Origin of the sequence: Actinophytocola glycyrrhizae, from assembly GCF_042653545.1 — a bacterium.
In the GTDB taxonomy this organism is placed as follows: Bacteria; Actinomycetota; Actinomycetes; order Mycobacteriales; family Pseudonocardiaceae; genus Actinophytocola; species Actinophytocola glycyrrhizae.
Genome location: NZ_JBHSIS010000002.1, coordinates 578,903 through 590,861 on the forward strand (window position 1 = coordinate 578,903; position 11,959 = coordinate 590,861).

The 11,959-nt window shown below is 69.3% G+C and carries 8 protein-coding genes; 3 read left to right on the forward strand and 5 right to left on the reverse strand.

The genetic code is table 11. From position 1 onward, the window contains the following. Positions 1–47 precede the first annotated feature (47 nt). The 3 genes from ACFPCV_RS02635 to ACFPCV_RS02645 all read left to right on the forward strand — a co-directional run bounded on the left by ACFPCV_RS02635 (position 48) and on the right by ACFPCV_RS02645 (position 6,520). Positions 48–2,003: a glycoside hydrolase family 9 protein gene (locus tag ACFPCV_RS02635; protein ID WP_378054051.1), complete on the forward strand. Its 1,956-nt coding sequence runs from the start codon at positions 48–50 to the stop codon at positions 2,001–2,003. A gap of 134 nt (positions 2,004–2,137) precedes the next feature. Next, a complete protein-coding gene (locus ACFPCV_RS02640) occupies positions 2,138–5,077 on the forward strand; it encodes a glycoside hydrolase family 48 protein (protein WP_378054053.1) in 2,940 nt (979 codons plus the stop codon). A 138-nt stretch (positions 5,078–5,215) separates the two neighbouring features. Further along, positions 5,216–6,520, forward strand: a complete 1,305-nt coding sequence (locus tag ACFPCV_RS02645) for a cellulase family glycosylhydrolase (RefSeq protein ID WP_378054055.1) — start codon at positions 5,216–5,218, stop codon at positions 6,518–6,520. A gap of 644 nt (positions 6,521–7,164) precedes the next feature. Here the strand turns inward: ACFPCV_RS02645 and ACFPCV_RS02650 are convergent. Genes ACFPCV_RS02650 through ACFPCV_RS02670 form a run of 5 tightly spaced genes read right to left on the reverse strand, consistent with a single transcriptional unit; the run spans position 7,165 to position 11,954 of the window. Then, positions 7,165–8,181 carry a LacI family DNA-binding transcriptional regulator gene (locus tag ACFPCV_RS02650; protein ID WP_378054057.1) on the reverse strand — a complete coding sequence of 339 codons (1,017 nt, stop codon included), beginning with the start codon at positions 8,179–8,181 and terminating at the stop codon, positions 7,165–7,167. Further along, entirely contained in the window at positions 8,178–9,086 is a 909-nt protein-coding gene (locus ACFPCV_RS02655) for an ATP-binding cassette domain-containing protein (protein ID WP_378054059.1), read from the reverse strand. Before ACFPCV_RS02655 ends, ACFPCV_RS02650 begins: the two co-directional genes overlap by 4 nt. Next, positions 9,086–10,036, reverse strand: coding sequence for an ABC transporter ATP-binding protein (locus ACFPCV_RS02660; RefSeq protein ID WP_378054061.1), 951 nt, complete (start codon positions 10,034–10,036; stop codon positions 9,086–9,088). The genes ACFPCV_RS02655 and ACFPCV_RS02660 overlap by 1 nt, the downstream gene beginning before the upstream one ends. Then, positions 10,036–10,965 (reverse strand): ABC transporter permease, encoded by a 930-nt coding sequence (locus tag ACFPCV_RS02665; protein WP_378054063.1) that lies wholly within the window; start codon positions 10,963–10,965, stop codon positions 10,036–10,038. The genes ACFPCV_RS02660 and ACFPCV_RS02665 overlap by 1 nt, the downstream gene beginning before the upstream one ends. Beyond that, complete coding sequence (locus ACFPCV_RS02670) at positions 10,962–11,954, reverse strand: ABC transporter permease (protein ID WP_378054065.1); 993 nt, start codon at positions 11,952–11,954, stop codon at positions 10,962–10,964. The genes ACFPCV_RS02665 and ACFPCV_RS02670 overlap by 4 nt, the downstream gene beginning before the upstream one ends. Positions 11,955–11,959: the final 5 nt, after the last annotated feature.

An 11,959-nucleotide genomic window follows, 5' to 3' on the forward strand; every position in this document is an offset into this window, starting at 1 on the left:
GTTACGCTTCTGGGAGCGCTCCCAGCCCTCAACGAGGAGGCAACTCAGTGCGCACCCCTGCTCCCCTGCTCGCGGCACTGGCCGTGGTGGCCTGCCTCGTTGTCGCACCGGTCACCGCCGAGGCCGACGCGGCGCCCGCGTTCAACTACGGCGAGGCCCTGCAGAAGTCGATCTGGTTCTACGACGCGCAGCGCTCCGGCGACCTGGGCGCGGACAACCGCGTGAGCTGGCGTGGCGACTCAGCGCTCACCGACGGCGCCGACGTGGGCATCGACCTGTCCGGCGGGTTCTACGACGCCGGGGACCACGTGAAGTTCGGCCTTCCGTTCAGCGCCAGCATGACCATGCTCGCGTGGGGTGCGCTGGAGGAACCCGCCGCCTACGAACGGTCCGGTCAGCTCGCTCCGCTGAAGGCGAACCTGCGCTGGGGCATGGACTGGCTGATCAGGGCACACCCGCGGCCCCAGGTCCTGTACGGGCAGGTCGGCAACGGCAACGCCGACCACCAGTGGTGGGGTCCGGCCGAGGTGATGCCGATGGCCCGCCCGTCGTACAAGATCGACGCGAGCTGCCCCGGCTCCGACCTCGCCGGTGAGTCCGCCGCCGCGATGGCCGCCTCCTCGATGGTGTTCGCCGACGACCCCGCGTACGCGACCACGCTGCTGACCCACGCAAAACAGCTCTACACGTTCGCCGACCAGCGGCGCGGAAAGTACAGCGACTGCATCACCGACGCTGCGAACTTCTACCGCTCGTGGAGCGGCTACGCCGACGAGCTGGTCTGGGGCGCGATCTGGCTGTACCGCGCGACCGGCGACCCGGCCTACCTCGCGAAGGCCGAGGCGGAGTACGACAACCTGGCCAACGAGCAGCAGACGAACACGAAGTCCTACCGCTGGACGATCGCGTGGGACGACAAGTCCTACGGCGCCTACGTGCTGCTCGCCGAGCTGACCGGCAAGGACGAGTACTTCACCGACGCCAACCGCTGGCTCGACTACTGGACCACCGGCTGGAACGGCCAGCGCGTCCGCTACTCCCCCGGCGGCCAGGCGCACCTCGACACGTGGGGCTCACTGCGGTACGCGGCCAACACGGCGTTCGTCGCGCTGGTGCACAGCGAGAACGTCACCGATCCGGAGCGCAGGGACCGCTACCACGACTTCGGGGTCCGGCAGATCGACTACACGCTCGGCGACAACCCGCGGGGGGCCAGCTACCTGGTCGGGTTCGGGCAGAACCCGCCCCGCAACCCGCACCACCGCACGGCCCACGGCAGCTGGACCGACAACATCCAGCAGCCGGCGCAGACCAGGCACGTGCTGTACGGCGCGCTCGTCGGCGGCCCCGGCCAGCCCAACGACTCCTATGTGGACGACCGACAGGACTACGTCGCAAACGAGGTCGCGCTCGACTACAACGCCGCGTACACCGGCGCGCTCGCGAAGCTGTACGACGAGTTCGGCGGCACACCGCAAGCGAACTTCCCGCCCGCCGAGACCCCGGACGGCCAGGAGATCTACGTCGAGGGCGCCGCCACGCAGCAGAGTTCGACGTTCACCGAGGTGAAGCTGTACGTGGTGAACAGGTCCGCGTGGCCTGCCCGAGCGGTGACCGGCGGGAAGGTCCGCTACTACTTCACCGTCGACGGTACGACCACCCCCGCGCAACTGACCGTGACCACGAACTACAACCAGTGCGGGCCGGCCTCGGCTCCGCGACAACACGCCGGGAACGTCTACTACGTCGAGGTCGCCTGCCCGGACCCGATCGCGCCGGCCGGGCAGAGCAGGCACCGCAAGGAAATCCAGGTCCGCGTCACGAGCAGCGGCACCTGGGACCCCGCGAACGACTGGTCCTACACGGGCCTGCCCTCCGGTGGCGCCCAGCCGGTGGCCACCGACCGGATCGTGCTCACCAGCGCGGCCGGCGCCGTCCTCTGGGGCAGGGCCCCGGACGGCGCTCTCCGTGAGTCGGTGCCCGGTGGTCCCTCCGGGCGCTGACCGGCCTGGCGGGTCGCCGGTACGTGGCAACCGGCGACCCGCCCCCAAGCCCGGCTCGGGGCCGATGTGTGCCCGCGCGGCCCCGAGCCGGTTCCACCTGTTCGCCGTACACCCGCGTCCCCGAGGAGGACCATGTGAGATCACGACTACCGGTGCGCCCGAGCAGAGCGCGCCCCGCCACGGCGCTGGCCGCCGCCGTGGCGCTCACGGCCGCGGTCGGCAGCGGCGTCGAACCGGTGGCGGCCGTCGCCGACGTCTCCTGCACCGTGGCCTACTCGGTCACGAACGAATGGAACACCGGTTTCGGTGCTTCTGTATCGATCCGCAACGAGGGCGCGGACGCCGTCCCCGACTGGAATCTGACGTGGACGTTCGCGGACGGGCAGCAGATCACCCAGCTGTGGAACGGTTCCTTCACGCAGTCCGGTGGCGCGGTGAGCGTGCGGGGCGCGGACTGGCAGCGGTCCATCGCCCCTGGCGCATCCGTCTCGTTCGGCTTCAACGGCAGCAAGAGCGGCAGCGCGAACCGGGCACCCGCCGACTTCGCGGTCAACGGTGTCAGCTGCGTCGGCCCGAACCGGGCACCCACGGTGCAGGTCACCAAACCGGCCGACAACGCGGCGTTCACCGTCGCCACACCGATCGAACTGGAGGCGGCCGCCGCCGACAGCGACGGCTCGGTGGCCTCGGTCGAGTTCTACGCGGGCACCACCCGGCTCGGCGCGGACACCACCGCCCCGTTCCAGTACACGTGGACCGGCGCGACCGCCGGCGAGTACTCGGTGACCGCGCGGGCGGTCGACAACGTCGGTGCGGCAACGGTGTCCGCCCCGGTCGCGGTGCGGGTGCTGTCCGCACCGGCCGTGGTCGCGACCCCGTCGACGGTCCACGTCCGGCAGGGCGACTCGGCGACGGTGGGCGTGAAGCTCGCGACCCAGCCGACCGGTTCGGTCACCCTCGACGTGGCGCGAACGGCGGGCAGCAGCGACCTGACCGCGACACCCGCGTCGCTGACATTCGACCAGAACAGCTGGAACACCACGAAGGAGGTGACGATCGCGTCCTCGGCGAACGGCGGCGCGCTCGCCTCAGCCACGTTCTCGATCGCCGGGGCCGGGCTGACCTCTGCCACGCTCGACGTCGCGGAGATCGAGGCGAACGCCTCGGACTACCGGGCCGCGTTCCTGGAGCAGTACAACAAGATCAAGGCCCCGGCGAGCGGCTACTTCCGCGACTTCGACGGCCTGCTGGTGCCCTACCACTCGGTGGAGACGCTGCTGGTCGAGGCGCCCGACCACGGTCACCAGACCACATCCGAGGCGTTCAGCTACTACCTGTGGCTGGAGGCCGCGTACGGGCAGCTCGAGGGTGACTGGGCGCCGTTCAACCAGGCGTGGGCGTCGATGGAGAAGTTCATCATCCCGTCGCACGAGGACCAGCCGACCAACGACAGGTACAACGCCGCGGACCCGGCGACCTACGCGCCGGAGCACCCGAGGATGGACCAGTACCCCGCGGTGCTCGACGGCGACGTCCCGGTCGGGTCCGACCCGATCGCGGCCGAGCTGCGCAGCGCCTACGGCACACCGGACATCTACGGCATGCACTGGCTGCTGGACGTGGACAACACGTACGGCTTCGGCCGGTGCGGCGACGGCACCACCGCGCCCGCGTACATGAACACCTACCAGCGCGGGTCGAGCGAGTCGGTGTGGGAGACCATCCCGCAGCCCTCGTGCGACACGTTCGCCCACGGCGGGCCCAACGGCTACCTGGACCTGTTCACCAAGGACGCCAGCTACGCCAAGCAGTGGAAGTACACCAACGCGCCGGACGCCGACGCGCGCGCCGTCCAGGTGGCGTACCTCGCCAACCAGTGGGCGACCGCGCAGGGCAACGGCGCGCAGGTGGCCGACGTCGTGAAGAAGGCGTCGAAGATGGGCGACTACCTGCGGTACGCCATGTTCGACAAGTACTTCAAGCGGATCGGCAACTGTGTCGGCCCGAGCGCGTGCCCGGCCGGTTCCGGCAAGAACAGCTCGCACTACCTCATGTCGTGGTACTACGCGTGGGGCGGCGCGACCGACACGGCCGCGGGCTGGGCGTGGCGCATCGGTGACGGCGCCGCGCATCAGGGCTACCAGAACCCCCTGGCAGCCTACGCGCTCGCCAACGACCCGGCCCTGCGGCCGATCTCGGCGACCGGAGCGACCGACTGGGCGCAGAGCCTGGACCGGCAGCTGGAGTTCCTGCAGTGGCTGCAGTCCGCGGACGGCGGCATCGCCGGTGGCGCGACGAACAGCTGGGAAGGCCAGTACGCCACTCCCCCGGCCGGGAAGTCGACGTTCTACGGCATGTACTACGACGAGCAGCCGGTGTGGCACGACCCGCCGTCGAACCGGTGGTTCGGGTTCCAGGCGTGGGGCCTGGAGCGGGTCGCCGCGCTGTACCAGCTGAACGGGGACGCGCGGGCCAAGAAGATCCTCGACAAGTGGGTGCCGTGGGCCATCGCGAACACGACCGTCGGCACCGGCGGGAACTTCCAGATCCCGTCCGACCTGGAGTGGACCGGCCAGCCGGACACGTGGAACCCGTCGTCGCCGGGCGGCAACGCGAACCTGCGGGTCCGGGTGCTGAACCACAGCCAGGACGTCGGTATCGCGGCCGCGTACGCGAAGATCCTGCTCAACTACGCGGCCGGGTCCGGGAACGCGGAGGCGCGGACGGTCGGCGAGGGTCTCCTCGACGCGCTGCTCGAGCACACCGACTCGCTCGGCATCGCGATCCCGGAGACACGTACGGACTACAACCGGTTCGACGACGAGTACAACTCGTCGACCGGTGAGGGTGTGTACGTGCCGCAGGGCTGGACCGGTGAGATGCCCAACGGCGATCCGATCGCCGCGGGCGCGGACTTCCTGTCCATCCGGTCGTTCTACGAAGACGATCCACAGTGGCCGAAGGTCGAGTCCTACCTCGACGGTGGGGCCGCGCCGGCGTTCACCTACCACCGGTTCTGGGCGCAGGCGGAGATCGCGACCGCGTTCTCGCTGCACGTACAGCTGTTCGGCTGAGACTGTGCCCACGGCACGCGGCGCGTCCACACCGTCGTGGGCGCGTCGCAGGCCCGGTCCCGCCGGCCGCCGCCGGCGGGACCGGGCCGCCCATGTTCGGAAAGCGGGAGGATGGAGATGAGGAAAGCACTGGCTCTGGTGGCTTTCTTGATAGCCGCGTTGTGCGTGCCGGTGACCGCGACCGCGGCCCCGGCAGGGTTCTACGTTTCGGACGGCAGACTGTACGAGTCGAACGGCAACGAGTTCGTGATGCGCGGCGTGAACCACGCGCACACGTGGTACCAGCAGCAGACGAGTTCGTTCGCGAACATCAAGGCGCTCGGCGCGAACACGGTCCGTGTGGTGCTGGCGTCGGGCCAGCGGTGGACGAGGAACGACACGGCGGACGTCGCCAACGTCGTTTCGCTGTGCAGACAGAACCGGCTGATCTGCGTTCTGGAGGTCCACGACACCACCGGCTACGGCGAACAGTCCGGCGCGGCGACCCTCGCGCAGGCAGTGGACTACTGGCTGTCGGTGCAGAGTGCGCTGGCAGGGCAGGAAAAGTACGTGATCGTCAACATCGGCAACGAGCCGTACGGCAACGCGGGCTACGAGACGTGGGCGTCGGACACGTCCACGGCGATCCAGCGCCTGCGCGCGGCCGGTTTCACCCACACGATCATGGTGGACGCCCCGAACTGGGGCCAGGACTGGACGTTCACGATGCGCGACAACGCGGCGTCGGTGTTCGCGTCCGACCCCGACGGCAACACGGTGTTCTCCATCCACATGTACGGCGTCTTCGACACCGCGGCGGAGATCAACGACTACCTCGGCCGCTTCCGGTCCGCGGGCCTGCCGATCGTGGTCGGCGAGTTCGGCCACAACCACTCGGACGGCAACCCGGACGAGGACACCATCCTGGCGACCGCCCAGGCACAGCGAATCGGCTACCTCGGCTGGAGCTGGAGCGGCAACGGCGGCGGTGTCGAGTACCTGGACATGGTGACGAACTTCGACCCGGCGCAGCTCACGTCCTGGGGTCAGCGCCTTTTCAACGGCACCAACGGCATCAGGGCGACGTCCCGCGAGGCAACGGTGTACGGCGGCGACCCGGACCCCGACCCGGAGCCGGAGCCCGGCGCGTGCACGGCCGCGTACCGCGTGACCGGCCAGTGGCAGGACGGCTTCCAGGCCGAGGTCACGGTGACCAACCGCCAGACCACCGCGGTCGACGGCTGGCAGGTCCGGTGGGCCTTCCCCGCGGGCCAACGGGTGACGAACATGTGGCACGCGGTCCCAACCCAGACTGGCACGGAGGTGACCGCGGCGAACGCCTCGTACAACACCAGAATCCCCGCGGGCGGCTCGGTGACGATCGGCTTCACGGGCTCGTGGTCGGGCACCAACACCGCACCGAGCACGTTCGCACTGAACACCACCACCTGCACCACGGAGTGAGGCCCTGAAGGCACCTGTGAGACGCGGCCACCCCCTCGGGGGGTGGCCGCGCGCCGTGAACGGCGCGTTCACGATATTCGGCGCGCCGTGAAAGGCGCGTTCACGGCGCTGAGCGCCGTGAACGGCCCATTGACGGCATCGCCGATGTCCCAATTCCGCCGTTGATCAACGATCGGCCCGCAGGGCGAAGGGACATGCCCTGAAAGGGCAAAGCACTCCGCCCCAACGCACCGCAACCGAACGAAGCCACTGACAAGGTTCGGTGGTGGCGGCGGGCATCCTCTGGGCAGGGCGCCAGCCCTGCCCACAAGGGCCCCTGCAGGGCGGCGGAGGCTCACGTGTCAAGGGTGGCGAAGCCATCGCGAAGCGACGCCGAAGGCGCCCTTGACACGTGAGGGGCCGCCCGTAAAATCCGCCGCCACCACCAAACACCAACACTCGGGAAATTCCCCAAAGCGCAAGTGGGACAACGAAAACAGCGACAAAGCACCCCGCGGCAACCATCCATGTGGAAACACGAACCCACCGCCAAGAACCCGGGCACCAATCCGCCCAATATCAACGATCGGCCTCCGGCCCCCGGAATCCGGTCTACCGAGCACCACCAACGACACCGGACCAACAACCAGTCCCGAATGGGACACTCAGCCGGGCCGGGCGGTACTCCCCCGCACCACCAGCCGAGGCGGGGTCTCCTCGACCTCCGTGACCACCTCCCCGTTCAGCAGCGCCAGCAACTTCGCCGCCACCTGCGCGCCGTAGGCCGTACTGTCCCGGCTGACGGCGGTCAACGGCGGATGCGTGATCTCGCACAACACCGAATCGTCCCAGGCCATGATCGACAGGTCGGCCGGCACGCGCACCCCCATCTCGTGCGCCACGGAGACCCCGGCCACCGCCATCACGTCGTTGTCGTACACGATCGCCGTCGGCGGGGCGGCTGAGCTGAGCAACCGCCGTGTCACCTGCGCGCCCTGCTCCGGGCTGTAGTCCGTACTGATCGTCACGGACCACTCCAGCCCCAGCCTGCCCGCGACCGAGTCGAACGCCTCCGTGCGCAGTTCGGTGTGCAGCATCCCCGGCACCCCGCCGACCCGCGCGATGCGCCGGTGCCGCAGCGCCGCCAGGTACTCCATCACCATCACCATGGCACTGGTGTCGTCGATCCACACCCCTGGCAGCGCCCCGTGGTGGCCGGGTCCGCCGACCACCATCGCGGGCAGCCGCAGCTCTTCCAGCACCGGCACGCGTGGGTCGTCCCGGCACAGGTCGATCAGGAACACCCCGTCGACCCGCCGTTCGGCCCACCACCGCCGGTAGACCGCGATCTCGGCGGCGTGGTCCGGCACGACCTGCAGCAGCAGCGCGGTCTGCGAGGAAGCCATCGCCGACTCCATCCCGGAGATCAGCTTCATGAAGAACGGCTCGATCCCCAGCGTGCTGGCCGGTCGAGCCAGCACCAGCCCGAAGGCGCCCGCCCGTGCGCCGGACAACGCCTTCGCCGCGCTGTTCGGGTGCCAGCCCATCTCGAGCGCGAGCCGCAGCACCCGCTGTCTCGTCGTCTCCGACACGCCAGGCTGACCGTTCAGGGCATACGACACCGCGCCCTTCGACAGCCCCGCCTTCTTCGCGACGTCGGCGATCGTCACTCGTTTCGTCACACTGATTCGCTCTTCCGGCCATGATGGACACTGTCCGTGCCGAAGCATGCCACGAAGTGGCCGTCCTCGACCTCTTCCGGAGGCGCGTCGCACTCGTGGGAATCGGCCTCGGGGACCGGCAGGTCGTCCCAGCGGGTGCCGAGCCGGGGCACGGACGCCAGCAGGGTGCGCGTGTACGGGTGGCGTGGGTCGCCGAACACCTTCTCCGTGTCACCCCGCTCGACGACGGCACCGCGGCGCAGGATCACGGTCTGGTCCGACAGGTAGTTGCCCAGCGACAGGTCGTGGGTGACGAACAGGACGGCCAGCCCGCGCTCCTTGAGGTCGGCCAGCAGGTTCAGCACGTCGATCCGCGTCGACGCGTCCAGCATGCTGATGATCTCGTCGGCCACCAGCAGCCGCAGGTCCAGCAGGAGCGCGCGGGCCACCAGCAGCCGCTGCAGCTGGCCGCCCGAGAGCTGGTGGGGGTACTTGCCGAGTACCAGGTCCGGGTTGAGGTTGACCGAAGCGACCACTTCCGCCACCCGCTCCCGCCATTCCTCGTCCCGCGCCGAGGGGAAGTAGGACTGGCGGATCATCGCGAACACCCGGTCCGCGCGGAAGATCGGGTTGAAGGTGCTGAACGGGTCCTGGAACACGCCCTGCACGTGCCGGTAGTACTCCTTGAGCCCGGCACCGGAGAGCCGCCCGACGTCGGTGTCCCCGAACGTGATGGTGCCCGCCGTCGGTCTGGTGAGCCGCAGGACCATCCTGCCGATCGTGGACTTGCCGCTGCCGCTCTCGCCGATCAGCGACGTCACCTCGCCCGGCCGCAGCTCGAAGCTCACGTTCCGCACCGCGTGGGTCGTACCGCGGCCGAACGCACCGGTCCGGTAGGTCTTGGAAACGCCCGTCAACCGCAGCATCACACCGCCTTCCAGCAGGCAACCTTGTGGTTCTCCGCGATCTCGGTGAACGGCGGCTGCTCGGCGCACCGGTCGAAGGCGAGCGGGCAGCGGTCCCGGAACCGGCACCCGGCGGGTGGGTCGAGCAGCGCGGGCGGGCTGCCCGCGATGCCCGTCAGCCGTTTGCCCGAGTACCGGACGCCGACCTCGGGCAGCGCGGCGATCAGCGCCCGCGTGTACGGGTGGCGCGGGGCGGACACCAGCACCTCCGTCGGTGCCGACTCGGCCAGCCTGCCCGCGTACATGACGGTGATCGTGTCGGCGACCTGGTACACCAGCGACACGTCGTGGGTGATCACGACCATGCTGCGCACGAGGTCGTGGTCGCGGAACGACGCCAGTGCCAGCGCGACCGCGCGCTGCGTGGACACGTCGAGCGCCGAGGTCACCTCGTCGGCGATCAGCAACGACGGGTTCAGCAGCGTGGAGATCACCATCACCATGCGCTGCTTCATCCCGCCGGACAGCTCGATCGGGTACCGGTCGAGCACGCCACGGTCGAGTCCGACGAGGTCGAGCCGCCGGTGCAGCTCGTCCCGCACCGAGGAGAACCTGATCTTCCGCGACTCGACCAGCTCGCGGACCATCTTCCCGATCCTGCGGGTCGGGTTCATCGCGCTCATCGCGTACTGGGGCACGATCGACACCTCGGAGAACCGGAACGCGTTCATCGCCTCGGTGTCGCCGATGGGCAGCGGCACGCCGTCGAGGGCGGCGGTGCCGCCGACATGCCGCATCCGGTTGTCCATGCGGATGAGGCTCTTGCCGAGCGTGGTCTTGCCGGAACCGGACTCGCCGACCAGGCCCATGATCTCGCCGTCGGCCACCGAGAACGTGACGCCGTCGAGCGCGCGCACGTCGCCGCGCAGCGTGCGGTAGTGCACGGTGAGGTCGTCCACCCGCAGCGCCATCACGTCTCCCGGAGCTTGGGGTTGAAGACCTCGTCGAGGCCGACGTTCATGATGTAGAGCGCGCCGACGATCGCGGTGATGCCGAGTCCGGGCGGGATGAACCACCACCACAGGCCGAGGTTCATCGCGCTCCACTGCTTGGCCTGGTTGAGCATCAGGCCGAGCGAGGTCCCTTCCGTCGGGCCGAGCCCGATGAAGTCCAGCGTCGCCGCGAACAGCACCGCGCCACCGAACAGCAGGATGAACACCATGAACAGGTAGGACGCCATGTTCGGCGCGATCTCGCGGAAGATGATCCGCCGCACCGGCGCGCCGGACAGCTTCGCGAGGTCGACGAACTCCCTGGCCCGCAACGACAACGTCTGGGACCGCACGGCCCGCGCCACCCATGGCCAGGAGAACAGCCCGATGATGATCGCCTGGCTCTGGATGTCGCGCACCTCCAGGTACGCCGCGATGATCATCAGCACCGCGAGCACCGGCAGCACCAGCACGATGTTGGTGACCATGGTGAGGATCTCGTCGACGAGCCCGCCCCGGTAGCCGGACGTGAACCCGACGACCATGCCGAGCACACCGGCGATGAGCGCCGCGACCACGCCGACGAAGAACGTCGCCCGCAGCCCGTGGAGGAACTGCGCGAACACGTCCTGCCCGAAGGTGGTGGTGCCGAACCAGTACTCCTCCGACGGCGCCGCGGCCCGCGGCCCGACGTAGGCGAGCGGGTCGCCGCCCTTGACCAGCGGCCCGATCAGCGCGACGAGCAGGAACACCACCACGACGACGAACCCGCCGACGAGCTTGCGGTTGCGCACCGCGAAGTGCAGCGCCTCCCGTCGCGCACCGGCGGCTCGCACGGCCGCCACCCCCGGCACCGTGGCCACCTCCGCGGTCCCGGGCGCGTCCGCTTCGGGTTTCGATCGCGTCATGAGCCGCTCCCCATGCCGACTCGCGTGCGCGGGTCCACGAGCACGTAGACGACGTCGATGATGAAGTTCGCCACCAGCACCCCGATCACGATGAACAGGAAGACGCCCTGCAGCAGGAACAGGTCGCTCGTCTTGATCGCCTCCAGCACCAGGTAGCCGAGCCCTCGGTAGTCGAAGACGATCTCGGTGACCACCGCGCCGCCGACGATCACCCCTAGCTGCAGCGCGAGACCGGTGACCTGGGGCAGCACCGCGTTGCGGAAGGCGTACCGGCGCACCAGCCGCTGCGGCGCGCCCAGCGCCCCGAGGTAGTGCGCGTAGTCGGCCTCCAGTTCGTAGATGACCAGGTTGCGCATGCCGATGGCCCAGCCGCCGAACATCACCAGGAACAGTGAGAGGAACGGCAGGAACCAGTGGCTGATCAGGTCGGTGATGAACAGCCACGAGAAGGAGGGTTCCAGTGACGCGCTGAAGCTGCGGCCGACCGGGAAGATGCCGGCCACCTTCCCGAGCGCCCACGCGAGCAGGATCGCGAGCCACATGTACGGGGTCGCGGTCAGCACGTACCAGACCGGCAGGACCGTGTTGTCGAGCACCTTCTTCCGCGCCGCGAACGCGCCGAACCTGTTGCCCGCCCACCAGCTCAGCAGGATGGCGGGCAACAGCAGCCCGAGCGTGTACGGCACGGCCTCGAGGATGATCGTGCCGACGGGCTTGGGGTAGGCCCACAGGCTCACCCCGAAGTTGCCGCTGAACAGCTCGCCCCAGAAGTTGAGGTACTGCTGCCACCACGGCAGGTCGAAGCCGAACAGGTTCGAGTAGTACTCCCGCATGGCCGCCACCCCGGCGGGGTCCTGCAACCCGGCGCGCGCCACCATGGCGCGCACCGGGTCGCCCGGCATGAAGCGCGGGATGAGCCAGTTGATCGTCACGGCGACCACGAAGGTCATGGCGTAGATCGCGAGCTTCCTGCCGAAGTACCGTCCCATCTCAG